Raw genomic sequence first — 26,495 nt, 5'->3', positions numbered from 1 at the left:
CCTTGGCCGAACCCAGCTGTGGGAGCCGATGGCTCAAGGGCTTGTCTGCACCGCCGAAAAGCGCCATGTCGGCTGGCCCGGGTTTGGCACGACACCATCCGACCCACGGATCCGTGGCATCGACGATCTCGTCGCCCGGGTGGCGGCCGGGATTGTCCAGCCGACGGCGCTGATTGCCCAGTCAATGGGCGGTGTGGTCGCACTGCGGGTGGCGCTCGCCAAACCCGATCTCGTCACCCATCTGGTCCTTGCCGCGACTTCCGGCGGCATCGACGTCGCCGGACTGGGGGGCGAGGATTGGCGCCCGGCATTTCTGGCGGCCAATCCGTCCCTGCCCCGCTGGTTCTCCACCAATCAGGAAGACCTGTCGCCGCGGCTGGCCACGCTGGCCATGCCGGTTCTCCTGTTGTGGGGCGACGCCGATCCGATCAGCCCCGTTGCCGTCGGCGAACGCCTGGCGGCGCTGTTGCCGAACACCGATCTGCACGTGGTGCCGGGCGGCGACCACGATCTGGCCGAGACGCACGCCGCCGCCCTGGCGCCGCTGATTGACGCTCATCTCGCCAAAATGGCCGGCTGTACGGCTCCTTAGGCGCCAACATACGACTCATGTTTTGCATCCGCGCTGCCCGCTTTCCCGCCGAACATCATGAGGTGGTCTCGATCTTTCGCGAGTACGTCGCCAGTCCGAGCGTGAGCCTCGATTTCCAGGGCTACGACAGCGAGTTCGCCGGCCTGCCGGGCAAGTACGCCGAACCGGACGGACGCATTCTGCTCGCCTGGCAGGGTGATGCCATGGTCGGCTGCGCGGCCTTGCGCTGGGTGGATGGCGTCACCTGCGAACTCAAGCGGGTCTATGTTCGTCCTGGCGCGCGGGGCAACGGCATCGGGCGCCAGCTCGTCGAGCAGATGATCGGCGCGGCGCGACACGAGGGATACGCCAGCATGTGCCTGGATGTCTTGCCGGAGTTTTTCGCTGCGCAGCGGCTCTATGACTCCCTCGATTTCCGGCCCGCCCCGGCCGTCAGCTATAATCCGATTGCCGGGACTCGATTCCTGGCGCTCAACTTGCGGGAGTCGGATACGGTTTGTACGTCAGGCTGAATTGCCGCGGAACTCGCGGCGGTAAGCCGACGGCGAGGTGTGCAGCACTTCCCCGAACAGCTGGCGCAAGGCCAGCGCCGAGCCGAAACCGGCCTGTGCGGCGATTGCTTCGATGGGCAGATCGGTCATTTCGAGCAGACGCTGGGCCATGGCCAGACGCTGGTGGCGGACCCAGTCGCTGACCGTCGTTCCGGTGGCTTGCTTGAAGCGGCGTGTGAAGGTGCGGCGGCTCATCCTGGCCCGTTCGGCCAGCGCATCGACGCCGAGCGCCTGGTCGAGATGCTGGCCGGCCCAGTCGAGCACCGGCGCCAGTCGATCGCCATCGCCCCGCGACGGAATCGGTGCCTCGATGTACTGCGCCTGCCCGCCCTGGCGGTGCGGCGGAACGACCATGCGGCGCGCCACGTGGCTGGCAATTTCGGCGCCGTGCCAGCGGCGCAGCAGATGCAGGCAGCAGTCGATACCGGCGGCTACGCCGGCCGAGGTCAGCACCTCGCCGTCATCGACGTAGAGCACTTCCGGCTTGACGTCGATGCGTGGGTAGCGGCGGGCGAATTCTTCCGCCGCCAACCAGTGCGTGGTCGCCGGGCGGCCATCGAGCACCCCGGCTGCCGCCAGGACGAAGGCGCCCAGGCACAGGCCGACCAGGCAGGCGCCGCATTCGTGGGCGGTACGTAGGGCGTCGAGCAGTTCCTGCGGCGGCAGTTCGCCGGGATCGCGCCAACTGGGGACGATGATCGTCTGCGCGTCGCGCAAACCGTCCAGACCATGCGGCGCGAACAGCGTATAACCGGCCGCCGTCGAAATGGGGCCGGCTTGCAGCGCGCAGATGCGCAGCTCGAAGCGCGGCACGCCGCCAGCACTGCGGTCGACGCCGAATACCTCGTGGGGAATCGCCAGATGGAAAGGATTGATGCCGTCGAAGGCGATGACGGCGATGGTGCGGTAGGTCATGGCAAGCAGGGTCATAGCATGAAATTGGCCCAATTCTATCGAAGATTGTCATTCGGGCCGCTGTCACCAGGGGGCGCTAAAGGAAACAATGAAGTCAGCGCTGTTGCAGAGCGCAGTTTTCCTTCACCAACCCAATTCGCAGGAGTCTCCGATGCGACCCAATCCCCGCCGTGCCCTCATTGTGATCGATGTGCAGAACGAATACGTGACCGGCCAGCTGCCGATCGAATATCCGGACATCAATCTTTCCCTCGCCAACATCGGCCGCGCCATGGATGCCGCACGTGCCGCCGGTATCCCCGTCGTCGTGGTCCAGAACAGCGCACCCGCCGGATCGCCCGTTTTCGCCAAGGGATCGGTGGGTTGGGAGCTTCATGCCGTGGTCAGTGAGCGGCCCCATGAGCACCATGTCGAGAAGACACTGCCCAGCGCCTTCGCCGGCACCGATCTGGCTGCATGGCTGAAGCGGAACGAGGTCGATACGATCACGATCGTCGGCTACATGACGCACAACTGCGACGATTCGACGGTCAGGGACGCGTTGCACGCCGGGCTGGCGGTCGACTTCCTGGCCGATGCGGCCGGTTCGCTGCCTTACGACAACCGGGCCGGCCACGCCACCGCCGAGGAAATCCACCGCATCTTCACCGTGGTCATGCACTCGCGTTTCGCGGCGGTGGCGACGACCGACGAATGGATCGCCGCGCTGCACAGTGGCGAGATGCTGCCCCGCGACAACATTTTTGCCTCCAACCAGCGAGCGCGCGGCCTGCTCGCTGCGCGGTGAATGATGGATACGGAAAATCCACCAATCCGTTTACGCCAACTCCTGCCGGCGGATAAGGCGGCCATAGCAAGCTGGCCGCCTTATCCCGACGCCTTCGCCGACCTCGATTACGCCTTGCGTCCCGGCGGCTGGCTCGATGAATTCGGCGACCGGCCGCAGGCCTGGCTTTACGCAGCCGAGCAGGACGGCGAACTGGTCGCTTTCAGCATCATCGCTGCGACGGAGGGCGGCGATGCCGAGTTCCGCATCGCCCTGCATCCGGAAAAGAACGGACAAGGTGTGGGCGCGCTGGTTGCTGCTCGCACCCTGGACGAAGCCTTCGCCCGCATCGGCCTACGGCGTCTCCACTTGATCGTGCGGCAAAACAACCCGCGGGCGATCCGTTTGTACCGGCGCTTGGGGTTTGCGCAGCGGGGCGCATGCCGCCAGGTGGTCAATGGCCGGCTGGTGGATTTTTTCCGGATGGACTTGCCTGGCGTTCGATGGCGGCCTGAGTGAAATCTGCCGCATCGACCGATATGGCAGCACCGGCTTGGGTTTGGTGGCCTGCCTTTGCTATCCTTTCGCCCGGGTTTGAGCGGAACGATGGATACGATGACGCAGAAAACGACTTATTACGATTTGCTGGGAGTTGCGCCGGAGGCTGATCTGGAAGCGATCAGCGCGGCCTACCTGCGGCTTTCCCGCGAAATCGCCGGCAGCGAGGAGCCGGAGGACGCGGTTCGGCTGCAAGTGATCAAGCGCGCCTTCGACGTCCTGTCCGACCCGGCGCGCCGGGCCGACTACGATGCCGGCCTGCGCGCCCAGCCCAACCTGACTTTCCGCAGCGAAATGCCGGGCGAGGTCGAGGCCATGCTCGGGCGCTCGAAGCGCAATCCGGTGCGCATGCTGCTGACCATCATCGCCACGCTGATGATCGTCGGCCTCGTTCTGCAGGTCGGCGTCATGTTCAACGCCTACAAGCGGCTCCATGACACGACGGGCGGCGATACCGTATCGTCCCCAGCGGCGGACAAAGTCTATTTGCAGGACTTCTACCAGACCTACGGCATCCGCGCCGCCAGCCGCGAGGAAGCGGAATTGCTGCTCGCCGACATGCGGCGCAAGGAGGCGGCCGGCCGCGACGCCGATAACCAGCGCCGCCAGCAGGAAGAGCAGGAGCGCAATCAGAAACGCTTCGAGGAAGAGTCACGCCGTCTCGGCGCCCAGGTTACGGCTGCCAACCAGTATGCCGAAGAGCAGGCCCAGCGCGCCCGGGAAGAAGAAGCCCGGCGCAAGGAAGCCCAGGAAAAGGCGCAGCAGGACGCCGAGCGCATGAAGCGCGAGTCGGAAATCGCCCGTTTCCGCGGCCGGGGCGTGCAGAGCGAGGAATGAGCGGCCGGCGGTTTGGGGCGTTGCGCGGGCTGTTGCTGGTCCTGGCCTGCATGGTGGCGCTGGCTGGGTGCAAGCGGACCAGTGAGCGCGATTTCGTCGGCAAGTGGCAATCGTCGCGGGCGGTGACGCCGATCCACCTGGCCGCCAACGGCGAGTGGGAAATCCGCCAGGACGACGGCACAGTGCTGCAATACGGCGTCTGGCGTTACGCCGACAAGACGCTGATCTGGAGCATCAAGCAGGGGGAGCGGATCATGGACGACCCGACCCCCGTGCTCTCGGTCGAGTCCGACCGGTTTACACTCAAGGAACGCAACGGCACGACGACGGTGTTCAAGCGCCTGCCGTAAGCGCCGGGCAGATATCTGCCCGGCTGCCCACTCAGAAGCCGATCTTCCGGCTGCGTCCCATGCGCGACTGCTCGAAATCCCTGCCTTCCAGCCAGTTGCGGCCGTCGAGCTTGGCCGTGCCGAGCGCGGCGAGCAGCCGTTTGCGCATGTCGCGCGGCGGCAGTGAACCGAGGCGTTCGAGGATGGCTTCGTCGGCTTCCGGCGGGAATCCCCAGTCGTGCTCGCCGACGATTTCCCGGTACAGCGCGGCGGCGATGCTGATCGCCGCATCGTGGTCCGGGCGCGGCACCTCATAGACGTTCATCCGGTTGAGGATGGGTTCCGGGATGTTGCGCTCGTCGTTGGCCGTGGTCACCCACAGGATGTGCGAGGCATCGATGTCGATATCGATGAACTCGTCCTTGAAGGCGCGCGCGGTGTCGTGCTCGAGCAGGCCGTACAGCGCGCCCATCGGGTCGTAGCGTGAATCGCCGCCGGCCTTGTCGATCTCGTCGAGCACCACGATGGGGTTGGCGTAGTCGCCATGCACCAAAGTGTGCGCCACTTTGCCTGGCTTGGCGTTGTTCCATTGCGCCGAAGCGCCGGACAGGATCCAGCCGGCGGTCAGCGAACTCATCGAAACGAATTCGTGGCCGGTGCCCAGCCGGTCGGCCAGTTCGCGGGCAAAATGGGTCTTGCCGATGCCCGGTTCGCCGAGCAGCAGGATGGGCGTGAAGCTCATCGGCTCGTTGCCGGCCACCGACAGCGCGACGTACTTCTTAAGGTCGTCGATGACTTCGCTGAAATTGGGGCAAGTATCGTACAGGTCGTCGATCATGTCGGCGCCGGTCGGCCGGATCAGGAAGCGGCCGCCACCGCGTTGCCGCATCTTGTCGTAAAGGGCGGCCAGGGCTTCGTTGCGGTTACCGGCAGCTTCTTCCATGGCGCGGTCGATGGCGGCCACGTCGTAGATGGTGCGTTCTTCGGCTACCGCGAGTCGGATGTCGGTATGGGCCATGATGACTTCCTCCTTGTGCTCGTAAATCCGTTAACGGATCGGACATGCTACGACTTGAGTCAAGCAGGTTTCATTCCCGGCGACGAGGCCAGGTAGCGATACGGAGCGCTGCCGTGCTGTGGCACGGCCGTACGGCAAGCCTCAGCAGGCTTCCGGATAGAGCAGGTCTTGTGCGGTTTCGAACAATTCGCGCTCTTCGAAGCGCACATGGTCGTGCAGCAGTGTAGCGAACGCCGACAGGGTCGCCGCATCCTCGGGGTCGCTTGCCAGGCGGCGGTTCAGTTCGCGCATTTGGGCATGCTCGTCCAGGGTGCGCTGGACAAGTTCGTGCTGCCCGATGGCTGCCAATTCGACGAGCAACCCCTGCTCCTCGCTCTGGAAGTGCGGCTCCAGCTTCTCGGCGAATTGTTCGACGATGGTCTGCGCCGCCTCGGCAATCGCTTCCGGCGACCCGGAGTCGACGGCAAAGCGGGCCAGGCGGGCCAGCTTCAGGCCGTAGTGGTGTTCGCGGGAGTGTTGGAGCAGGGCAGCGTGGCGTTTCATGATGGACCTCCCGGGGTCTTGCTGCGCACCAGCATCGCCAGCGTGGCGATGAAGACGAGCAGTACGAATCCGTTGGTAAGGGCGGCGTAGTGCCGCAGCGCAAAATTGTCACTCAGGCCACCGACAATCCGCACCGCCAGCGTCAGGTGGAGCAAGGCCAGCGGCAGGTAGAGGGCTGGGTGATAGGGAATCTTGATCCGGGTGACGGCCGGAAAGATGATAGGCGCATGGCCGAAGACCATGGCGAAAACGAAGCCGAGGCTGATCGCATGTAGAGCCGCATCGCGCCACGGATGGCCGGGAACGAGCGCGCCGTCCAGACCGAGCAGGCCGGCGACGGCCAGCCAGGCGTAGCCGGAGAGCAGGCAGCTGGCGATGAAGCGGGTCAGCCCGGAATTGCCGATATTGCGCCGGGCGATGTCGTAGCGCAGCAGCCAGCCGGCCAGGGCGATCGAGCCGCCGGCGAACAGGCGGTCGGCGCCCAGTGCTGCCGCAGCAAGCAACACGCCAACGATGGCGATGAACAGTTGGCGGGCGAGCGGCGGGGTGGGCAGGAAGCGCGTCAGTTCCAGGCGTTCGCCGGCGATGGTGAGGACTAGGAAGAGTAGCCACCACGGCACGGCGGCACCGATCTCACCGGCGCTCAACCAGACCAGATTGCCGACCAGCCAGCAGGCTGCGGCCATGCCGAGAACGACGGTGAAAACGGCTTTCTGGCGGCGCCAGGCGACGCTGCTGGCGGCCAGCAGGCCGAGAGCCGCCAGCAGGCCGAGCAACTGGCCGACAATCAGTGGGGCGCCGGCCAGTAGGGCGAGGCCGCCGGTGCCGGCCGCTGCCGGCGCCAGATAGGCCCAACCCTGACCGATGGCCACGGCGCGTTCCAGGCTGATCACGGTGCCGAAGAAGGCGGCGATCATCAGCGGGCCATGCACGCCCGCCGCCTGGGCGGCCGGCATCGGCACGTCCCAGCCGAGACGTGCGAGACCGGCCAGCACGCCACCGAGCAGCGACAGCATGCCGAAGAAGAGCAGGGGCAGGCGTTGGCCCGGCTTCAGGTCGGGCATTTCCTAATCCGCATCGCTGTCGCTCCAGCCCAGGCGCTCCCGGCACTGCTCGCTCATCATCGACGGTTTCCAGGGCGGTTCCCAGACCACCTGGATTTCCATCTCGACCTCCTTGGGCAGGATGCGCGCCAGTTCGGCGTAGGCGTCATCGACGATCATGCCGCCCATCGGGCAGGCCGGCGAGGTCATGGTCATGTCCACCCACAGCTTGCCGTTTTCGTAGGCGATGCGGTAGACCAGGCCGATGTCGACGATATTGGCGCCGATCTCGGGATCGGCCACCTTGCGCAGGGCGTCGCGGATTGCTTCGATATCGGGGGCTGCGGTCATCGGGGCGGGAAACGTTAGAATGTGGTGAAGGTCATCCTAGCAGCGGCAAAGCTGCCGGACTTTAGCAAGGAGCAAATTTCCGTGGAACGTTTCACTATTTCGCTCGATGAATCGCTGGCACGCCAGTTCGACCAGCTGATTGCCGGGCGCGGCTACAGCAATCGGTCGGAAGCTGTGCGCGACCTGATTCGCGGCGCCATCGAGAGCGACCGCCAGCGCGAAACCCCGGCCGGCCATTGCGTCGCCAACCTGTCCTACGTCTACAACCATCACGAGCGCGAGCTGGCCGAACGCCTGACCGGCTTGCAGCACGACCACCATGACCTGACGGTGGCCGCCATGCACAGCCATCTCGATCACGATAACTGCCTGGAAAGCGTCATCCTGAAGGGGGCGGCGGCCGATGTCCGGCATTTCGCCGATGCGCTGATGGCCGAACGCGGCGTCCGCCACGGCAAGCTCAACATCATCGCCCTCGAAGCTGAGCACCACCACGCCCACGACGAACACGGCGAAGCCCATGTCCACTACCGTCCCGCCCGCTGATTCCTTGCCCGATTCACCATTGCCGCCGGGCGGCGAAACGGCGTGGATCGAAGTCATCCAGAAAATGGACGAGGTCTACAACGACCTCCTGCAGTACGAAGTCGCCCTCGAAGAGAAGAACGCGGCGCTCGAGGAGTCGCACCAGTTCATCGAAAGCGTGCTCGCTTCGATGTCCGACATCCTGATCGTCTGCGACCGCAACGGCAGCATCGAGGAGGTCAATCCGTCGCTGCGCCACATTGCCGGGCGCAGCGCCGAGGAACTGGTCAATACGCCGCTCGTCGACCTGTTCGCCGACGAGGCGGAAAAGGCCAAGGTGCGCGACATCTTTGCCCGCCGTGGCCGGGAAGGGATGCATGACTGCGAGTTCTTCCTGCGCGCCGGCGACGGCTCGACGGTGCCGGTATCGATCAACTGCACGCCGCGGGTGTCGCAGACCGGCAAGCTGATGGGCATGGTGGTCACCGGCCGGCCGGTCGGCGAGCTGCGCCGGGCCTACTCGGCGCTGCGCCAGGCGCACGACGACCTGAAGCGCACGCAGGGCCAGCTGCTGCACGCCGAGAAAATGGTGTCGCTCGGCCGTCTGGTGGCCGGCGTGGCGCACGAATTGAACAACCCGATCAGCTTCGTGCTCGGCAATGTGCTGTCCTTGAAACGCTACGCCGGCCGGCTCGAAAGCTACCTCGGCGCCGTGCATGCCAGCACTGCGGCCGAGGATGGCGCCCTGCAGGCCATGCGCCAGGAGTTGCGCATCGATCGCATCCTGGCCGACATGCCGCACCTGATCGACGGCATGATCGAGGGGGCGGAGCGCACCCGCGACATCGTCGACGCCCTGAAGCGCTTCTCGGCCGTGGATAAGACGACGCCGGAGCAGGTCAATCTGAACGAGGTGGTCGAGCGCTCGGTGCGCTGGGTGGTGCAGAGCGCCTCGGCCAAGTTCGCGGTCGAGGTCGATCTGCCGGTTGGACTGGTGTGCTCGGGGTCTTCCGGGCAGTTGCAGCAGGTCGCCATGAATCTGGTCCAGAACGCCTGCGATGCCACCGCCCGGCAGACCGAACCGCGCCTGAAAGTGACGGGCAGTCGCGAAGGCCAAATGGCGGTGCTGCGTTTTGCCGACAACGGCCCGGGAATACCGGAAGAGCACCTGAGCCGGCTGTTCGAGCCCTTTTTCACCACCAAGCCGGTCGGGCAGGGCACCGGGCTTGGCCTGTCGATCAGCTACGGCATTGTTGAGCGCCACGGCGGCAAATTGAGCGCACGCAATCTGCCGGGCGGCGGAGCGGAATTCGAGTTGTCACTTCCGGTGGAAAGCCGCTAACCAGTTGGTGGTTTTTTCGGCCGCATGGCCGGCGGTGAAATCAATTCGAACAAGGACTTATTGTTCTGGCACGCTCCTTGTATGAAGATATTCAAAACATTCATACGGTGCCTATGGAAAACTTGCCTTCCGACTGGCTGTCGCTGCTGATCCTGACCTTCGTGCTCGGCATGAAGCACGGTTTCGACGCCGACCACCTGGCGACCATCGACGGCCTGACCCGCTACAACGCCCGTACCCGCCCTGGGCTGGCCCGTTACTGCGGCACGCTGTTCTCGCTCGGCCACGGCGCCGTAGTGATGGCCATTGCGCTGGGCGTGTCGGCGCTGGCCGGCCAGTGGGCGGTGCCCGAATGGTTCGGTACCTTGGGTGCCGTCATTTCCATCGGCTTCCTCGTCGCCCTGGGCAGCCTGAATCTGGCCGCCGTGCTGCGCGCCGAGCCGGATCAGGTGGTGCAGCCAGTCGGCGTCAAGGGGCGCCTGCTCGGCAGCCTGCGCCACGTCTCGCATCCCGGGCTGGTCGCCCTGGTCGGCGCACTGTTCGCCCTGTCCTTCGATACCCTGTCGCAAGCCGCCTTTTTCGCGCTGACCGCCACGCAATTCGGCGGCTGGCAGCACGCTCTGCTGCTCGCCGCGCTGTTCATGCTTGGCATGCTGCTCACCGACGGCATCAACGGCTTGTGGATCGCCCGGCTGATCGCCCGTGCCGACCAGGTGGCGCTGATCGCTTCGCGCGTCATGGGCTTGGTCGTTTCCGGCGTCAGCCTGCTGGTCGCCGCCTTCGGCGCCGCCAAGATGCTGTCGCCGGCCATCGATGCGTGGAGCGAGGGCAAGGAACTGGTGTTCGGCTTCACGCTGGTCGCCATCATCGCCCTCAGCTTCATCGCGGCCGTGCGTCTGACGCGCCGGCCGGCCCTGGCCTAAGCGCCTTCCGAGGGGGATGGTCGGATGCCGGCTTTTTAACGATGAAAATAAGAAGAAAATTAATTTATTCATATCTGTTGCTGGCGATGGCGGGTGCCGGCGCCCACGAGTCGGCCGAGTTGTCCGCCGTAGAAGTGCGCGCCCGGGCTGAAAATCTCGAAGGCATCGCCGCCGCTGGCAGCGAAGGCGTGGTCTCCAGCCAGCGCCTGCTCACCGTGCCTCTCCTGCGTCCTGGCGAGGCGCTGGAAATGGTGCCCGGCCTGATCGTCACCCAGCATGCGGGCGACGGCAAGGCCAACCAGTATTTCCTGCGCGGCTTCAATCTCGACCACGGTACCGATTTCGCCACCACCGTCGGCGGCGTGCCGGTCAACATGCCCACCCATGCCCACGGCCAGGGCTATACCGATCTCAATTTCCTGATTCCGGAACTGGTCGAACGCATCGCCTTCCGCAAGGGGCCGTATTTCGCCGAGGAGGGAGATTTTTCGTCGGCCGGCGCGGCGCATATCGACTATTTCCGCCGTCTGGATACCTCGCTGGCGCAAGTCACCCTCGGCGTCCATGGCTATGCCCGCAGCCTGCTCGCCGGCTCGCCGGAACTGGCGAGTGGCCATTTGCTCTACGGCCTGGAACTGTTCCACAACGACGGGCCGTGGGAAGTGGCCGAGAATTACAGCAAGTTCAACGGCGTGCTGCGTTACAGCCAGGGCACGCGCAACGACGGCTTTGCGCTGACCGGCATGGCCTACCGCGGTAAATGGATTTCAACCGACCAGGTCGCCCAGCGCGCCATCGACAGCGGCTTGGTCGGCCGCTTCGGCACGCTGGACCCTACCACCGGCGGCGAAACCAGCCGCTACAGCTTGTCCGGCGAATGGGCCAAGCGGTGGACCAATGCGCAAACCAAGGCCAACGTCTGGGCACTGAAGTCCAGCCTCGATCTGTGGTCCAATTTCCAGTATTGCCTGAACGATGTCGCCAGCACCGGCAGCTGCGCTACCGGCGACCAGTTCAAGCAGGGCGAGCGCCGGCAGGCCGGCGGCTTCGCGTTGTCGCATGCGGTGTTCGGCCGCTGGGCCGGTTTCGAGGTCGAGAACAGCATCGGCCTGCAGGGGCGGGCTGATCGCCTCGACCCGGTCGGCCTCTACGCCGCCTCGGCCCGCCAGACGGTGGGTACCGTCCGCGAGGACCGGGTGACGCAGCGCAGCCTGGGCTTGTGGGCGCAGAACGAAACGCGGTGGAGCGAGTGGTTCCGCTCCGTGCAGGGGCTGCGCGCCGATGCCTACGACTTCACCGTCGACAGCAATATCGCCGCCAACTCCGGCCAGGCCAGCGACCAGATGGTGACCCCCAAGCTGGCGCTGATCTTCGGTCCGTGGCGGAAAACCGAGCTGTACCTGAACTACGGCCACGGCTTTCATTCCAATGACGCCCGGGGAGCGACCATCAAGGTCGATCCGGCCGATGGCATGAAGCCGGTGCAGAACGTCAAGCCGCTGGTCCGCACTCGCGGCCACGAAGTCGGGGTACGCAGCGAACCGCTGCCCGGCTGGCAGTCTACGCTTGCCTTGTGGCAACTCAATGCCGCTTCCGAACTGCTTTTCGTCGGCGATGCCGGCACCACCGAACCGTCACGCCCGTCGCGCCGCTACGGCGTCGAATGGACCAATTTCTACGTACTGTCCGACTGGCTGGCGATCGACGCCGACCTCGCCTGGTCGCATGCCCGTTTCCGCGATCATGATCAGCTGGTTGGCGACTACATCCCGGGAGCGGTGACGACGACGGCCAATATCGGCGTCACGCTCGACCACCTCGGCCCATGGTTCGGCGCCTTGCGCCTGCGTTATTTCGGACCGCGCCCGCTGATCGAGGACAACTCGGTGCGTTCCGGCGGCTCGGCGCTGACCAACCTGCGCGTTGGCTACAAGTGCGATGCGCGGACCCAATTGGCGCTCGATGTCTACAACCTGTTCGACCGCAAGGTGAATGACATCGAGTACTGGTACGACTCGCAACTGCGGGGAGAGGCGGCCCCGACTGCCGACCGCCACATCCATCCCACCGAGCCGCGCAGCCTGCGCCTGACCCTGTCCTACCGTTTCTGAATCCCGAATTCAGGGCGGTAGATGCCTCCGTACGCGCATTTTTCCGGCGAGCCTGCGGAATACACGTAGATTTTTCCGTCATTCTTGCGCTTCACGGCGGCGACCCTTTGGAGTAACCTACAGGGTTTTCCCTAACCCGAACGCCAAGGAGATTTCGTGGAAAAGGATTTGCGCGAAGCCGCACTCGAATACCATCGCTGGCCCACCCCCGGCAAGATTTCTGTCCGCCCGACCAAGGGCCTGACCAACCAGCGCGACCTGGCGCTGGCCTACTCTCCGGGCGTCGCCGCGGCCTGCGACCTGATCGTCGAAGATCCGGCCACGGCGGCTGAAATGACTTCGCGCGCCAACCTAGTTGGCGTCATCACCAACGGCACCGCCGTGCTCGGCCTCGGCAACATCGGCCCGCTGGCCGCCAAGCCGGTGATGGAAGGCAAGGGTTGCCTGTTCAAGAAGTTCGCCGGCATCGACGTTTTCGACATCGAACTGGCCGAAAACGATCCAGACAAGCTGATCGACATGATCGCCGCCATGGAGCCGACGCTCGGCGGCATCAACCTGGAAGACATCAAGGCGCCGGAATGCTTCTACATCGAGGAGAAGCTGAAGGAACGGATGAGCATTCCGGTCTTCCACGACGACCAGCACGGTACGGCCATCATTTCCGCCGCCGCCATGCTCAACGGCCTGAAGATCGTCGGCAAGAAGATCGACGAGATCAAGGTCGTCTGCTCGGGCGCCGGCGCCGCCGCCATTTCCTGCCTGAACCTGTGGTGCGATCTCGGCGTCAAGCGCGAGAACATCACCGTCTGCGACTCCAAGGGCGTGATCTACGTCGACCGTCCGGGTGGCATGGATGCAACCAAAGCCCGTTACGCCCAGAATACCGACAAGCGCACCCTGTCCGACGCCATGGTCGGCGCTGACGTCTTCCTCGGCCTGTCCACCGCCGGTGTCGTCAAGCAGGACATGATCAAGACCATGGCCGCCAAGCCGATGATCTTCGCACTGGCCAACCCGACCCCGGAAATCATGCCGGAACTGGTCAAGGAAGTCTGTCCGGACGCCATCATCGCCACCGGCCGTTCTGACTACGTGAACCAGGTCAATAACGTGCTGTGCTTCCCCTTCATCTTCCGCGGCGCGCTCGATGTCGGCGCCACCCGCATTACCGAAGAAATGAAGATGGCCTCGGTGCGCGCCATCGCCGAATTGGCCGAAGCCGAAGTGACCGACGAAGTGGCCATGGCCTATCCCGGCCACGACCTGAATTTCGGCCCGGAATACCTGATTCCGAAGCCTTTCGACCCGCGCCTGATCGTCAAGATCGCCCCGGCCGTGGCGCAAGCCGCCATGGATTCCGGTGTCGCCACCCGGCCGATCACCGACTGGGCCGCCTACCGCGCCAAGCTGTCGGAATTCGTCTATCACACCGGTGTCGGCATGCGCGCCATTTTCCAGGCCGCCCGTCAGGCCAAGGGCAAGCGCATTATTTACACGGAAGGCGAAGATGAGCGCGTATTGCGTGCCGTTCAGGTCGTGATCGAGGAAAAATTCGCCCGCCCGATCCTCATCGGCCGTCCGGAAGTCATCGAACGCCGTCTGGAAAAAGCCAATCTGCGCATCCGTCCGGGCGCCGATTTCGACATCGTCAATCCGGAATCCGACGAACGCTACCGCGAGTGCTGGTCGGCTTACCACAAGCTGAATTCACGCCGTGGCGTCACGCCGGCCATCGCCAAGGAAGCCATGCGCCGCAAGCCGACCGTGATCGGCGCCATGCTGCTCAAGCTGGGCTATGCCGACGGCATGATCTGCGGCATGACTGGCCAGTACAGCCACCACCTCGGCGTGATCCGCGAAATCATCGGCAAGCGTCATGGCGTCAATACGCTGGCCGCCATGAACTACCTGATGCTGCCCGGTCGCTCGCTCTTCATCTGCGACACGCATGTGAACGAAAATCCGAGCGCCGAGGAAATCGCCGAAATGACCCTGATGGCGGCCGAACAGGTCAAACGCTTCGGCAGCCACCCGAAGGTCGCGCTGCTGTCGCACTCCAATTTCGGTTCCAGCAATTCCGAGTCGGCGCGCAAGATGAGCAAGGCCGCTGGGTTGGTTTCGGCCATGTCGGCCGGCGAGCTGGAAGTCGATGGCGAAATGCACGGCGATTCGGCGCTGAATGAAGACATCCGCCGTGAAGCCAATCCGGACTCCCCGCTCACCGGCGAGGCCAACCTGCTGGTCATGCCGAATATCGACGCGGCCAACATCTCGTACAACCTGATCAAGATGACCGGTGGCGAAGGCGTGACCATCGGCCCCATCCTGCTCGGCGCGGCGCGTCCGGTGCACGTGCTGACCTCGACCGCCACCGTGCGTCGTCTGGTTAATATGACGGCTCTGGCTGTCGTGGAGTCGATGGAACGCTGATTCCGTCCGGTAGTCGCCCAATGAAAAAAGCCGCCGGAATTTCCGGCGGCTTTTTTGTATGCGTCGTTCCCGCCTGCGCGGAATAGCGGTTGGTTTAATCCGCCAGGGCGTTCAGCAACTTGCCGTGGATGCCGCCGAAACCGCCGTTGCTCATGACCAGGATGTGGTCGCCCGGTTGCGCGGCCAGGGTGACTTGATCGACCAGGCGGTCGAGGTTTTCCTCGACGATGGCCCGTTCGCCCATCGGGGCCAGCGCTTCGCGGGCATCCCAGCCCAGGTTGCCGGCGTAGCAGAAAGCGGCGTCGACTTCGCGCAGGCTGTCCGGCAACTGGGATTTCATCGTGCCCAGCTTCATCGTGTTGGAGCGCGGTTCGAGCACGGCCAGGATGCGCGCCTTGCCGACCTTGCGGCGCAGGCCGGCGACGGTGGTGGCGATGGCGGTCGGGTGGTGGGCGAAGTCGTCATAGACGGTGACGCCGCGCACTTCACCGCGCACTTCCATGCGCCGTTTGACGTTCTCGAAGCGCGACAGCGCCTCCAGCCCCTGGGCCAGCGGCACGCCGACATGGCGGGCGGCGAGCAGCGCGGCGCAGGCGTTGGCGCGATTGTGTTCGCCAGACAGATTCCAGCGGCTGCGGCCAATGACCCCCTCCGGGCCGTGCAAGACCAGTTCGCCGCGCGCGTCGTCGCCGCTGACGCGATAGCCGGCCGGATCGTTGAAACGCTCGACCGGCGTCCAGCAGCCGCGCGCCAGCACACGCTCCAGGCTGGCTTCGGCGGCATTGGAAACGATGAGGCCGGATTGCGGCAGGGTGCGCACCAGATGGTGGAATTGCGTCTCGATGGCCGCCAGATCGCTGAAAATGTCGGCGTGATCGAATTCGAGATTGTTCAGCACGGCAGTCCGCGGCCGGTAATGGACGAACTTGGACCGCTTGTCGCAGAAAGCCGTGTCGTATTCGTCGGCTTCGATGACGAAGAACGGCGTGTCGCCGAGGCGGGCCGAAACGCCGAAATTGAGCGGCACGCCGCCGATCAGGAAGCCGGGCGCCATGTTGGCGTCTTCCAGTATCCAGGCCAGCATCGAGCTGGTCGTCGTCTTGCCGTGCGTGCCGGCGACGCCGAGTACCCAGCGTCCCTGCAACACGTTCTCGGCCAGCCATTGCGGGCCGGAGACGTAGGGCAGGCCCTTGTCGAGAATGGCTTCGAGCAGCGGATTGCCGCGCGACACCGCATTGCCGATCACGAAAATATCCGGGCTCAGGGCCAGTTGGTCGGCGGCGAAGCCTTCAATCAGTTCGATGCCGGCGTCGCGCAATTGGTCGCTCATCGGCGGATAGACGTTGGCGTCGCAGCCGGTGACCTTGTGGCCGGAGTCGACCGCCAGTTGTGCAATGCCGCCCATGAAGGTGCCGCAGATACCCAGAATATGAATGTGCATGTCACATAGACCCGTTAGAATGGGGGCGATTCTACCTTGATCGAGTCCGCCATGACCCGTCACGAAAGGCAACGCCCGAGCCACGGCACCCGGGCCAGCATCGCCAGCGCCGCCGCCCGCCTGATGGCCGAGGATGGCATTTCCGATTTCCATCTGGCCAAGAAGAAGGCGGCCCGCCAGTTGGGCCTGCCCGAGCATACGCAATTCCCTGACAACGCCGAGGTCGAGGCCGAACTGCGCGCCTACCGCAGCCTGTATCAAGGCGAAGAGCACGAGCAGATGTTGCTCGCCATGCGCCAGACGGCGCTTGACCTGCTCGAATTACTGGCGCCGTTCAATCCCTACCTGACCGGATCGGTGCTCGACGGCACGGCCGGTGAGTATTCGCATATCGACATCCTGCTCTTTGCCGACAGCGCCAAGGAGGTCGAGATTTTCCTGCTCAATCGTGGCATCGATGTCGATCATGTCGACCCGCGCAATGAGCGGGTCGAGGCGGTTCTGGTCATGGAAACCGACACAGCCGACGCCAACCTTGTTATCATGCCGCCGCATCTTGAACGGGTGGCCCTGAAGTTCCGCGATGGCCGGCCACGCGACCGCATCCGCGCCGATGCCCTGAGGGTCTTGATTTCGGAATAAGCTGGACAAAATGCTGCGATTTGCGGCAAACTTGCAGCTATGACGAAGCGAAAATCCACTTCCAAGTCAGCCGAAAAGTCCCGTATCCTGGTCCTGCACGGTCCCAACCTGAACCTGTTGGGCACCCGCGAGCCGGAGCACTATGGCAGCGTCACCCTCTCCGACATCGATATGGCTCTGGCCCGGATGGCCGAGCGGGCTGGTGTCGACCTGGAATCCTTTCAGAGCAATCACGAAGGCGCGTTGATCGAACGCATCCATGCCGCCCGCGAGCAGGGCGTGCGGGCGATCATCATCAATCCGGCGGCCTATACGCATACCAGCGTGGCGCTGCGCGATGCGCTGGCTGGCGTGGCCATTCCCTTCGTCGAAGTGCATCTGTCCAACGTGCATGCCCGCGAACCCTTCCGGCATCACTCGTATTTTTCCGACCTGGCCATCGGCGTTATCTGCGGCCTGGGTCACGAGGGCTATCGCCTCGCTCTCGAATACCTGCTCAACAAGCTTAATCTCGAATAGCCAGGCTTCGGCCGGCTGCTTTTGCGTTCTGCGAACGCAATCAACAGGAGTTCTTCATGGATCTGCGCAAACTCAAGAAACTTATCGACCTCGTTCAGGAATCCGGCATCTCGGAACTGGAAGTCACCGAAGGCGAAGAGAAGGTGCGTATCGCCAAGCATTACGGCGCCGTCGCCGCTGCCCCGATGCAGCAATACATGATGCCGGCAGCCATGCCGGTTGCCGGTGCTGCACCCGCCGCTTCGTCGGTCAATCTGGACGACGAGGATGAGCTTCCGGAAGGCCACATCGTCAAGTCGCCGATGGTCGGGACCTTCTACCGCTCGCCGTCGCCGGGCGCCGATGCCTTCGTGCAGGTCGGCCAGACCGTCAAGCAGGGCGAAACCCTGTGCATCATCGAAGCCATGAAGCTGCTCAACGAGATCGAAGCCGACGCTTCCGGCGTCGTCAAGGCCATCCTGCTCGATAACGGCGAACCGGTCGAATTCGGCGAACCGCTGTTCGTGATCGGCTGAGACAGCCGCCATGTTTGAAAAAGTCCTTATTGCCAATCGCGGTGAGATCGCCCTGCGCATTCAGCGCGCCTGTCGCGAACTGGGCATCAAGACGGTCGTCGTGCACTCCGAGGCCGACCGCGATGCCAAGTACGTCAAGCTGGCCGACGAATCGGTCTGTATCGGCCCTGCCGCCTCCTCGCTCAGCTATCTGAACGTCCCGGCCATCATTTCCGCAGCCGAAGTGACCGATGCCCAGGCCATCCACCCGGGCTACGGCTTCCTGTCCGAAAATGCCGATTTTGCCGAGCGCGTCGAGACTTCCGGTTTCGTCTTCATCGGTCCGCGCGCCGAAACCATCCGCCTGATGGGCGACAAGGTGTCGGCCAAGGATGCCATGAAGGCGGCCGGCGTGCCCTGCGTGCCGGGTTCCGACGGCGCATTGCCGGAAGACCCCAAGGAAATCGTCAAGATCGCCCGTGCCGTCGGTTATCCGGTGATCATCAAGGCCGCCGGCGGCGGTGGTGGTCGCGGCATGCGCGTCGTGCATACCGAAGCCGCGCTGGTCAATGCCGTCCAGCTGACCCGTCAGGAGGCCAACAGTTTCTTCGGCAATCCGGCGGTTTACATGGAAAAGTATCTGGAAAATCCGCGCCATGTGGAAATCCAGGTGCTGGCCGACGAATTCAAGAACGCCATCTACCTCGGCGAGCGCGATTGCTCCATGCAGCGCCGCCACCAGAAGGTGATCGAGGAAGCGCCGGCGCCGCATATTCCGGCCCGTCTTATTTCCCGTATCGGCGAACGCTGCGCCGAAGCCTGCCGCAAGATCGGTTACCGCGGCGCCGGTACCTTCGAATTCCTGTACGAGAACGGTGAGTTCTACTTCATCGAAATGAACACCCGCGTCCAGGTCGAGCATCCGGTGACCGAAATGATCACCGGTGTCGATATCGTCCAGGAACAAATCCGGGTGGCAGCCGGCGAAAAGCTGCGCTACAAGCAGAAGGACATCGCCTTCCGTGGCCATGCCATCGAATGCCGCATCAACGCCGAAGATCCCTTCACGTTCGTGCCTTCTCCCGGCAATATCGAGTTCTACCATCCGCCGGGCGGCCCGGGCATCCGCGTCGATTCCCATATCTACCAGGGCTATCGCGTTCCGCCGCACTACGATTCGATGGTCGCCAAGGTCATTTCTTATGGCGATACCCGCGAGCAGGCCATCCGCCGCATGCGTATTGCGCTGTCCGAAATGAGCATCCAGGGCATCAAGACCAACATCCCGCTGCACCAGGAATTGATGCTCGACGCGCGCTTCGTCGAAGGCGGCACCAGCATCCATTATCTGGAGCACAAGCTGGCCGACAAGAACGAGGTCAAGTCGTAACGATGTCTTGGCAAAATGTCAGCTTCCTGACCGATGTGTCGCACGCTGAACCGATGTGCGACGCCCTGCTTGAGGCGGGAGCGCTGTCGGCCAGCATCGAGGACGCCGATGCAGGTACGCCGGACGAGCAGCCGCAATTCGGCGAGCCGGGGTCGGTCAATACGCCGGGCTGGAATCGTTCGAAAGTCGTCGTGCTGCTCGAGCCGGATGCCGACGTGGCGGCTGTGCTCAGCGAGGCGGCCCAAATCATCGGACTGGCCGAAGTTCCGTTTTTTACCGTGGAACCGGTGGCTGAGCAGAACTGGGTGCAGTTGACCCAGTCGCAATTCGATCCGATCCGTGTTTCCGAGCGGTTGTGGATCGTGCCGTCCTGGCACGAGTCGCCCGATCCGGCGGCGATCAACCTGATTCTCGATCCCGGAATGGCTTTCGGCACCGGCTCCCATCCGACCACTCGGCTGTGCCTGGAGTGGCTGGAGCGCAACGTTGCCGATGGCTGTACGGTACTCGACTACGGTTGCGGTTCGGGCATCCTGGCCATCGCCGCTGCCCGTCTGGGCGCTGGCCATGTCGCCGGGGTCGATATCGACCCGCAAGCGGTCGAGGCCGCCAAGGCCAACGCCGAACGCAACGGCGTGACGGCACTTTTCGCCGACTCGGCCGTGCCGGTTGCCGGCGAGTATGATGTGGTCGTGGCCAACATTCTGTCTAATCCGCTGCGCGTCCTGGCTCCGGCCATCTGCGCCCATGTCCGCTCCGGCGGGTGGCTGGCCTTATCGGGCATCCTGCGCGAGCAGGTGGATGAAATCGTGGCCATCTATGCGCAATGGATTCCGCTGCAGGTGGCCGATGTACGTGAGGACTGGGTATGCCTGAGCGGGACCAGGCCCTGATGCGGACCCGCTGCCCGGAGTGCGGCACGATTTTCCGTGTCACCTCCGAGCAGTTGCGACGCAAGGCCGGCAAGGTGCGCTGCGGGCATTGTCAGGCCGTGTTCAATGCCTTCGACCAGTGGCAGGTCGACGGCGATGAAACGCTGGTTGCCGCCCCGATCGAGGAATCTCCCGTCGCTTTGCAGCCCGAACCGCTCGTTGAACCGGAGCTGGCTCCGATTTCGCTTGCTGGCGAGCCTGAGCCAGAGCCAGAGCCAGAGCCAGAGCCAGAGCCAGAGCCAGAGCCAGAGCCATTCGATCCGGCGGCGACCCTGGTGGCCGGGCGTGATTTTCACGATCCCGGGCTGTCTGATTCGCCAGCCATGCCTCTGGATGACAAGGCAGCGGTTCACGACGACGATCACGATGAAACGGATATTCCCGAGGTCATCCGCTTCGACGCGGCCGAAACCCTGATCGCCAGTCCGGCCGACCGCTGGGGAACGAACGGCGAGGGCCACGAAACCCCGGAACAGTCGACCTTGGCCGCCCGCGAAGCCGGGCTGGTCGCCGCGCGCGAGCTGGCCGAGGCCAACTCGTACAACCGCTGGGCTGCCGGCGCGCTTGCCGGTGACGGTCGCGGCGCCTTTGACGGCGAGTCGGCCAGGCGCGCCAAATGGCCTTTCGTGCTGGTGGCAGTGCTGCTGCTGATTGCCCTGTTGCTGCAAGTCGTGCACTACTACCGGACGGACATCGTGCTGCGCCTGCCGTTTGCTCAGTCGGCGTACAAACTGTTCGGTATCGATATCCCGTTGCCAAGAAATCCGGGGCTGGTTTCCATCGAAACCTCCGACCTGCAATCGGACAATGCCCGCGGCCTGTTCGTGCTGCAGGCCACGCTGAAGAATCGCGCGGCTTATCCGCAGGCCTGGCCGGCGCTCGAATTGAGCCTGACTGATACCAACGATGCGGTTGTTGCCCGGCGCGTCATGTACGCCGCCGAATATCTTCCTCCGGGCACCACTGCCGACGCTTTCCCGGCCAATGGCGACGTCGCCGTCCGCCTGTGGATCGAGGCCAAGGACGTCGGCGCCTCCGGTTATCGCCTTTACATTTTTTATCCCTGATACCCCATGACTACTCTCATCTGCGGTTCGCTCGCTTTCGACAACATTATGGTCTTCCCGGACCGCTTCAAGAACCACATCCTGCCCGAGCAGATCCACATCCTGAACGTGGCTTTCCTGGTTCCCGAAATGCGCCGCGAATTCGGCGGTTGTGCCGGCAACATCGCCTACAACCTGATGCTGCTCGGCGGCGACGCGACGATCATGGCGACGGTCGGCGACGATGCCGTGCCTTACCTCGACCGCCTGGACACGCTGGGCCTGCCGCGAAGCCACGTGCGCCAGGTGCCGGGCAGCTTCACCGCCCAGGCCTTCATCACCACCGACCTCGACGACAACCAGATCACCGCCTTCCACCCGGGTGCGATGAGCTTTTCGCACCTGAACAAGGTGGCCAAGGCCAACGCCAAGCTCGGCATCGTCGCGCCGGACGGCCGCGAAGGCATGATGCAGCACGCCCGCGACTTTGCCGATGCCGGCGTGCCGTTCATCTTCGATCCGGGCCAGGGCATGCCGATGTTCAACGGCGACGAGCTGCTCGATTTCATGCGTCTGGCCGATTTCGCCTGCTTCAACGACTACGAGGCCAAGCTGCTGTGCGACCGTACCGGCCGCAGCCTCGAACAGCTGGCCGGCGAGGTCAAGGCACTGATCGTGACGCGCGGCGGTGAAGGCTCGGAGATCTACGCCAACGGCCAGCGTTACGACATTCCCTGTGTCGAAGCCGAACAGATCGTCGATCCGACTGGCTGCGGCGACGCCTATCGTTCCGGCCTGCTCTACGGCATCGCCAACGGTTTCGACTGGCCGACCACCGGCCGCCTGGCAGCCGTCATGGGGGCGATCAAGATCGCCCATCGCGGCGGTCAGAATCACCAGCCCAGCCGCGAGGAAATCGGCGAGCGCTACCGCAAGGCCTTCGGCGCCCTGCCCTGGTAAGGCTTCGATTGTGCTGACACGGCGGCGTCACCTGCAGGCAACGCGCGTGTAACATGGCTGTTCCAGACTTGTTCTCCAGGAAACTAAGGAGAACAAGATGGAACATATCCAGAAGGGTGCCGGACGCGTCCGCCCCGAAAAGAGAAGCCTGGCCGTCGGTTTTGCCCGCAGCCAGAGCGACATCCTCGACGCCCAGCGCCTGCGCTATCGCGTCTTCGCCGGTGAGATGGGCGCCAACCTGCCCAGTCGCACCCCGGGCGTCGATCACGACATCTACGACCCCTATTGCGAACACCTCGTCGTTCGCGACACGCAGAGCGGCGAGATCGTCGGCACCTACCGCATCCTGTCGCCGGACAACGCGCGCCAGATCGGTTACTACTCGGAAAACGAGTTCGACCTGACTCGCCTGCAGCACCTGCGTTCGCGTCTGGTCGAAATCGGCCGCTCCTGCGTCCATCCAGACTATCGTACCGGCGCCACCATCACGCTGCTGTGGTCCGGCCTGGCGCAATACATGGTCGAGCGCGGCTACGACTACCTGATGGGCTGCGCGTCGATCAGTATGGCCGATGGCGGGCATGCTGCGGCCAGCTTGTATAATCGTCTGGCTGCCGATCACCTCGGGCCGCAGGAGTACCGCGTCTTTCCGCGCTGCCCGCTGCCCCTGGCGGCGCTACAGCAGGATCGTCCGGCCGAAGTGCCGCCGCTGATCAAGGGTTACCTGCGTGCTGGGGCCTGGATTTGCGGCGAACCGGCCTGGGATCCCGATTTCAATACGGCCGACCTGCCCATCCTGATGCCGATGGCCAAGGTGGCCGGACGTTACGCCAAGCACTACTTAGGGCAATCAGACTGAACCAAACCAACTTTGCGCTCCGCGCCTTTCGGATTTTTCGCCTTATCCTGCTCGTTTGCAGCGCGGTCATCGTCACGCTGCTGGCTTTTCCGATCTGCGGCGAAGCGGCCCGGCGGCGCCTGAAGGCGAGCTGGGCGGCGGCGCTGCTCGACGCGCTGGGCGTCGAAGTCGAGGCTGATCTGACCCACGCGGTTCCCGGCGCCCTGATCGTGGCCAATCACATTTCGTGGATCGACATCTACGTGATCAATGCCGCCTTGCCGGCGGCCTTCGTGTCCAAGGAGGAGGTCCGGCACTGGCCGCTGATCGGCTGGCTGGCGGCGAAGAACGACACCATCTTCCTGCGCCGTGGCAGCCGTGGCCACGCCAAAATCATCAATCAGGAAATTGCCGGCCTGCTCGACCAGGGGCGCCATGTCGCCGTCTTCCCCGAGGGCACGACGACCGACGGCCGTAGTCTGCTGCATTTTCACGCCGCGCTGCTGCAACCGGCGCTGAGTGCCGGGCACCCGGTGCTGCCGGTGGCTATTTCCTACTGGGAACTCGATGGCCAGCGCAGCCTGGCGCCGCGCTACGACGGCGATATTTCGCTGGGCCAATGCACGCGGGCCATACTGGGGCGCAAGCGCCTGATCGCCCGGCTGGTGACCACGCCCTTGCGCGGTTTGAACGGCGAGGACCGCAAGCAAGTCGCGGCTCAGGCCCGCGAGGCTATCGCTTTGGGGGCTGGGCTTCCGATGGTGAGCAATCCACCTGGAACACCCGCCGATCTTCCAGGCGAACTGCCGTCAAATGGCCGCCCCACAGGCAGCCTGAGTCGAGCGCGAGAAAGTTCGGTGTAACTTTCAGGCCGAGCGCCGACCAGTGGCCGGTGACCAGCACCGAATCGGCATACTGGCGGTTGGGCAAGTTGAACCACGGCAGGTGGTTTTCCGGCGCGTTGCTCAACTTGCCTTTGGCCTTGAATTCCATGGCGCCGTCCGGCGTGCAGAAACGCATGCGGGTCATGGCGTTGACGATGACGCGCAGGCGCGGCCAGCCGGTCAGATCGTCCGACCAGGCGGCCGGTTCGCTGCCCCACAGATTCAGGATAAATTCGTGGAAGTCCGGTCCTTGCAAGGCGGCTTCCACTTCCCGGGCCAGTTCGCGGGCGCGGGCAGCCGTCCATTGCGGCAGCAGTCCGGCATGCACCAGGCAATACGGGCCCTCGGTGTGGCACAGCGGCTGGTGGCGCAGCCAGTCGAGCAATTCGGCACAATCCGGGGCGTCAAAAATGGCTTGCAGCGTGTCGTCCTTGCCGCGGAACTTGGCGCCGCCTTCGGCGACCATCAGCAGGTAGAGATCGTGGTTGCCGAGGACCGTCATCGCCGCCGGGCCGAGCGACTTGATCAGGCGCAGCGTCTCCAGCGATTTAGGGCCGCGGTTGACCAGGTCGCCGACCAGCCACAGGCGGTCGTGGGTCGGATCGAAGGCGCACAGCGCCAGCAGCCTTTCCAGCGAGTCGTAGCAGCCCTGGATGTCGCCGATGGCGTAAGTGGCCATCGGGCTACTCTACGGTGACGGACTTTGCCAGGTTGCGCGGCTTGTCGACGTCAGTCCCTTTGACCAGCGCGGCGTGGTAGGACAGCAGTTGCAGCGGGATCACGTGCAGGATGGGCGACAGTTCACCGTAGTGCTCGGGCAGGCGCAGGATGTGCACGCCTTCCGATTCCGGGATTTCCGAATCGGCGTCGGCGAAGACGTAGAGTTCGCCGCCGCGGGCCTGGACTTCCTTCAGGTTGGACTTCAGCTTGTCGAGCAGCTGGTCGTTCGGGGCGACCGAAATGACCGGCATGTTGGCATCGACCAGGGCCAGCGGGCCATGCTTCAGTTCGCCGGCCGGATAGGCTTCGGCGTGGATGTAGGAAATTTCCTTGAGCTTGAGCGCACCTTCGAGGGCAATCGGGTAATGACGGCCGCGACCGAGGAACAGGGCGTGCTGCTTATCGGCGAAGCGCTTGGCCCAGACTTCGATTTCGTCTTCCAGTTCTAGCACTTTATTTACGGCGACCGGCAGGTGGCGCAGCTGGTCGATGAAGGTGCTTTCCTGTTCCTGAGCCAGCCGGTTCTTGACCTTGGCCATGACCAAGGTGAGCAGGAAGAGGGCGGCCAGCTGGGTGGTGAAGGCCTTGGTCGAGGCGACACCGATTTCCGGGCCGGCGCGGGTGATGAAGCGCAGGGCGCATTCGCGGACGATGGCCGATTCCGGCACGTTGCAAATGGCCAGGGTCTTGCTCTGGCCGAGCGACTTGGCGTGGCGCAAGGCGGCCAGGGTGTCGGCCGTTTCGCCGGACTGCGAAATGGCGACCACCAGCTGGCGCGGGTTGGCGACCGAGGTGCGGTAGCGGTATTCGCTGGCGATTTCGACGGTGCACGGCACGCCGGCGATGGCTTCGAGCCAGTAGCGGGCGGTGTAGCCAGAGTGGCTGCTGGTGCCGCAGGCCAGGATCAGAATGTGGTCGACATCGGCCAGCAGGTTGCCGGCTTCGGCCCCGAAAATACCCGGTTGTATGGTCTTGCTGCCGCCGACGATTTCCAGCGTATTGGCCAGGGCTTCCGGCTGCTCGAAGATTTCCTTCTGCATGTAGTGCCGGTAGTTGCCCAGTTCGACCGCGGCGGCGGAAAGCTGCGAGACATGGACCGGGCGTTCGACCGGCGTACCGTCGAGGCGGGTGATGCGGACCTGGTCGGCGCTCAGTTCGGCGATGTCGCCGTTTTCCAGATAGACCATGTTGCGGGTGACTTGGAGCAGGGCCGAGGCATCGGAGGCGGCGTAGTTGCCGCTGTCGGAAACGCCGAGCAGCAGCGGCGAGCCCTCGCGGGCGACGACGATGCGGCCAGGCTGGGCGTGATCGATGACGGCGATGGCGTAGGCGCCGACCAGGCGCTGGCAGGCGAGGCGAACGGCCTTGAACAGGTCCGGTTCGCTCTTCAGGATGGCCTGGACCAGGTGGGCGATGCTCTCGGTGTCGGTGTCCGAGGTGAAGACGTAGCCCTGGGCGGTCAGTTCGCTGCGCAGGGATTCGTAGTTTTCGATGATGCCGTTATGGACCACCGCGATGGAGCCGGAAACGTGCGGGTGGGCATTACGTTCGCAGGGAACGCCGTGCGTCGCCCAGCGGGTGTGGGCGATGCCGGTGACCGCCTGCGTGCAGGCCGAGGCGGTTTCCAGTTCGGCAACGCGGCCGACCGAACGCACGCGCTCAATGGCGCCGGCGCCGATGACGGCCAGGCCGGCCGAGTCGTAGCCGCGATATTCGAGTTTCTTCAAGCCCTCGACGAGGACGGGAACGATGTTGTTACCGGCTGCTGCTGCGACGATGCCACACATGACTG

The 26,495-nt window shown here is 64.3% G+C and carries 27 protein-coding genes and 1 pseudogene; 20 read left to right on the top strand and 8 right to left on the bottom strand.

From position 1 onward, the window contains the following. Positions 1–28 precede the first annotated feature (28 nt). Complete coding sequence (locus LZ012_RS00990) at positions 29–592, top strand: alpha/beta fold hydrolase (RefSeq protein WP_275706594.1); 564 nt, start codon at positions 29–31, stop codon at positions 590–592. Positions 593–609: 17 nt separating this feature from the next. Next, complete coding sequence (locus LZ012_RS00985) at positions 610–1,104, top strand: GNAT family N-acetyltransferase (protein WP_275706593.1); 495 nt, start codon at positions 610–612, stop codon at positions 1,102–1,104. Here the strand turns inward: LZ012_RS00985 and LZ012_RS00980 are convergent. Beyond that, the gene (locus LZ012_RS00980; protein ID WP_275706592.1) at positions 1,096–2,073 is read right to left on the bottom strand and encodes a GlxA family transcriptional regulator; all 978 of its coding nucleotides are present in this window, start codon (positions 2,071–2,073) and stop codon (positions 1,096–1,098) included. The two genes, LZ012_RS00985 and LZ012_RS00980, sit on opposite strands and share 9 nt — an antisense overlap. A 136-nt stretch (positions 2,074–2,209) precedes the next feature. Between LZ012_RS00980 and LZ012_RS00975 the strand changes: the two genes are divergently transcribed. The 4 genes from LZ012_RS00975 (at position 2,210) to LZ012_RS00960 (ending at position 4,569) form a co-directional block, all read left to right on the top strand. After that, positions 2,210–2,845 carry a cysteine hydrolase family protein gene (locus LZ012_RS00975; RefSeq protein WP_275706591.1) on the top strand — a complete coding sequence of 212 codons (636 nt, stop codon included), beginning with the start codon at positions 2,210–2,212 and terminating at the stop codon, positions 2,843–2,845. Continuing rightward, entirely contained in the window at positions 2,846–3,343 is a 498-nt protein-coding gene (locus LZ012_RS00970; RefSeq protein ID WP_275706589.1) for a GNAT family N-acetyltransferase, read from the top strand. 96 nt (positions 3,344–3,439) lie between these two features. Beyond that, complete coding sequence (locus LZ012_RS00965) at positions 3,440–4,219, top strand: J domain-containing protein (RefSeq protein ID WP_275706588.1); 780 nt, start codon at positions 3,440–3,442, stop codon at positions 4,217–4,219. Then, positions 4,216–4,569, top strand: a complete 354-nt coding sequence (locus LZ012_RS00960; protein WP_275706586.1) for a hypothetical protein — start codon at positions 4,216–4,218, stop codon at positions 4,567–4,569. Before LZ012_RS00965 ends, LZ012_RS00960 begins: the two co-directional genes overlap by 4 nt. 31 nt (positions 4,570–4,600) lie before the next feature. Here the strand turns inward: LZ012_RS00960 and LZ012_RS00955 are convergent, their stop codons facing one another. The 4 genes from LZ012_RS00955 to LZ012_RS00940 form a co-directional block, all read right to left on the bottom strand. Further along, positions 4,601–5,566, bottom strand: coding sequence for an AAA family ATPase (locus LZ012_RS00955; RefSeq protein WP_275706585.1), 966 nt, complete (start codon positions 5,564–5,566; stop codon positions 4,601–4,603). Positions 5,567–5,707: 141 nt separating this feature from the next. Next, on the bottom strand, positions 5,708–6,109 hold the full coding sequence (locus LZ012_RS00950) for a hemerythrin domain-containing protein (RefSeq protein WP_275706584.1): 402 nt from the start codon (positions 6,107–6,109) through the stop codon (positions 5,708–5,710). Continuing rightward, entirely contained in the window at positions 6,106–7,173 is a 1,068-nt protein-coding gene (locus LZ012_RS00945; RefSeq protein WP_275706583.1) for a hypothetical protein, read from the bottom strand. Before LZ012_RS00945 ends, LZ012_RS00950 begins: the two co-directional genes overlap by 4 nt. A gap of 3 nt (positions 7,174–7,176) precedes the next feature. Continuing rightward, positions 7,177–7,503, bottom strand: coding sequence for a metal-sulfur cluster assembly factor (locus tag LZ012_RS00940; RefSeq protein WP_275706582.1), 327 nt, complete (start codon positions 7,501–7,503; stop codon positions 7,177–7,179). Positions 7,504–7,584: 81 nt separating this feature from the next. Here LZ012_RS00940 and nikR point away from each other — a divergent pair, with 81 nt between their 5' ends. From nikR to LZ012_RS00915, 5 genes are all read left to right on the top strand, one after another. Continuing rightward, positions 7,585–8,049 (top strand): nickel-responsive transcriptional regulator NikR, encoded by a 465-nt coding sequence (nikR, locus tag LZ012_RS00935; protein ID WP_275706581.1) that lies wholly within the window; start codon positions 7,585–7,587, stop codon positions 8,047–8,049. Beyond that, on the top strand, positions 8,024–9,370 hold the full coding sequence (locus LZ012_RS00930) for a sensor histidine kinase (protein WP_275706580.1): 1,347 nt from the start codon (positions 8,024–8,026) through the stop codon (positions 9,368–9,370). The genes nikR and LZ012_RS00930 overlap by 26 nt, the downstream gene beginning before the upstream one ends. A 113-nt stretch (positions 9,371–9,483) precedes the next feature. Beyond that, the gene (locus LZ012_RS00925) at positions 9,484–10,293 is read left to right on the top strand and encodes a HoxN/HupN/NixA family nickel/cobalt transporter (RefSeq protein ID WP_275706579.1); all 810 of its coding nucleotides are present in this window, start codon (positions 9,484–9,486) and stop codon (positions 10,291–10,293) included. A 41-nt stretch (positions 10,294–10,334) separates the two neighbouring features. Next, positions 10,335–12,404 (top strand): TonB-dependent receptor, encoded by a 2,070-nt coding sequence (locus LZ012_RS00920; RefSeq protein ID WP_275706578.1) that lies wholly within the window; start codon positions 10,335–10,337, stop codon positions 12,402–12,404. A 156-nt stretch (positions 12,405–12,560) separates the two neighbouring features. Continuing rightward, positions 12,561–14,837 carry an NADP-dependent malic enzyme gene (locus tag LZ012_RS00915; protein WP_275706577.1) on the top strand — a complete coding sequence of 759 codons (2,277 nt, stop codon included), beginning with the start codon at positions 12,561–12,563 and terminating at the stop codon, positions 14,835–14,837. A 94-nt stretch (positions 14,838–14,931) separates the two neighbouring features. Here the strand turns inward: LZ012_RS00915 and mpl are convergent, their stop codons facing one another. Beyond that, positions 14,932–16,278, bottom strand: coding sequence for a UDP-N-acetylmuramate:L-alanyl-gamma-D-glutamyl-meso-diaminopimelate ligase (gene mpl / locus LZ012_RS00910; RefSeq protein WP_275706575.1), 1,347 nt, complete (start codon positions 16,276–16,278; stop codon positions 14,932–14,934). Between the two features lie 51 nt (positions 16,279–16,329). Between mpl and LZ012_RS00905 the strand changes: the two genes are divergently transcribed. The 9 genes and pseudogenes from LZ012_RS00905 to LZ012_RS00865 form a co-directional block, all read left to right on the top strand. Then, positions 16,330–16,920: a hypothetical protein gene (locus tag LZ012_RS00905; RefSeq protein WP_275706574.1), complete on the top strand. Its 591-nt coding sequence runs from the start codon at positions 16,330–16,332 to the stop codon at positions 16,918–16,920. Between the two features lie 39 nt (positions 16,921–16,959). Further along, complete coding sequence (gene aroQ, locus LZ012_RS00900) at positions 16,960–17,439, top strand: type II 3-dehydroquinate dehydratase (RefSeq protein ID WP_275706573.1); 480 nt, start codon at positions 16,960–16,962, stop codon at positions 17,437–17,439. 56 nt (positions 17,440–17,495) lie between these two features. After that, positions 17,496–17,954 (top strand): acetyl-CoA carboxylase biotin carboxyl carrier protein, encoded by a 459-nt coding sequence (gene accB, locus LZ012_RS00895; RefSeq protein ID WP_275706572.1) that lies wholly within the window; start codon positions 17,496–17,498, stop codon positions 17,952–17,954. A 10-nt stretch (positions 17,955–17,964) separates the two neighbouring features. Then, positions 17,965–19,323 (top strand): acetyl-CoA carboxylase biotin carboxylase subunit, encoded by a 1,359-nt coding sequence (gene accC, locus LZ012_RS00890; protein ID WP_275706571.1) that lies wholly within the window; start codon positions 17,965–17,967, stop codon positions 19,321–19,323. A gap of 2 nt (positions 19,324–19,325) precedes the next feature. Further along, positions 19,326–20,216, top strand: a complete 891-nt coding sequence (prmA, locus tag LZ012_RS00885) for a 50S ribosomal protein L11 methyltransferase (protein ID WP_275706570.1) — start codon at positions 19,326–19,328, stop codon at positions 20,214–20,216. Continuing rightward, on the top strand, positions 20,192–21,322 hold the full coding sequence (locus LZ012_RS00880) for a DUF3426 domain-containing protein (RefSeq protein WP_275706568.1): 1,131 nt from the start codon (positions 20,192–20,194) through the stop codon (positions 21,320–21,322). Before prmA ends, LZ012_RS00880 begins: the two co-directional genes overlap by 25 nt. 6 nt (positions 21,323–21,328) lie before the next feature. Next, on the top strand, positions 21,329–22,261 hold the full coding sequence (locus LZ012_RS00875; protein WP_275706567.1) for a carbohydrate kinase family protein: 933 nt from the start codon (positions 21,329–21,331) through the stop codon (positions 22,259–22,261). A 97-nt stretch (positions 22,262–22,358) separates the two neighbouring features. After that, positions 22,359–23,120 carry a GNAT family N-acetyltransferase gene (locus LZ012_RS00870; RefSeq protein WP_275706566.1) on the top strand — a complete coding sequence of 254 codons (762 nt, stop codon included), beginning with the start codon at positions 22,359–22,361 and terminating at the stop codon, positions 23,118–23,120. Beyond that, positions 23,006–23,641: pseudogene (locus tag LZ012_RS00865) on the top strand (lysophospholipid acyltransferase family protein); the annotation flags it as partial. The gene LZ012_RS00870 and the pseudogene LZ012_RS00865, both read left to right, overlap by 115 nt. A 190-nt stretch (positions 23,642–23,831) precedes the next feature. Here the strand turns inward: LZ012_RS00865 and LZ012_RS00860 are convergent. Next, complete coding sequence (locus LZ012_RS00860) at positions 23,832–24,662, bottom strand: symmetrical bis(5'-nucleosyl)-tetraphosphatase (RefSeq protein WP_275706564.1); 831 nt, start codon at positions 24,660–24,662, stop codon at positions 23,832–23,834. Positions 24,663–24,666: 4 nt separating this feature from the next. Further along, on the bottom strand, positions 24,667–26,490 hold the full coding sequence (gene glmS / locus LZ012_RS00855; protein ID WP_275706563.1) for a glutamine--fructose-6-phosphate transaminase (isomerizing): 1,824 nt from the start codon (positions 26,488–26,490) through the stop codon (positions 24,667–24,669). Positions 26,491–26,495 lie beyond the last annotated feature (5 nt).

The sequence above is a fragment of the Dechloromonas hankyongensis genome (assembly GCF_022012295.1).
Classification (GTDB): Bacteria; Pseudomonadota; Gammaproteobacteria; order Burkholderiales; family Rhodocyclaceae; genus Azonexus; species Azonexus hankyongensis.
The sequence above is the reverse complement of the archived record's forward strand: the minus strand, read 5'-3'. Positions and strand labels throughout refer to the sequence as shown.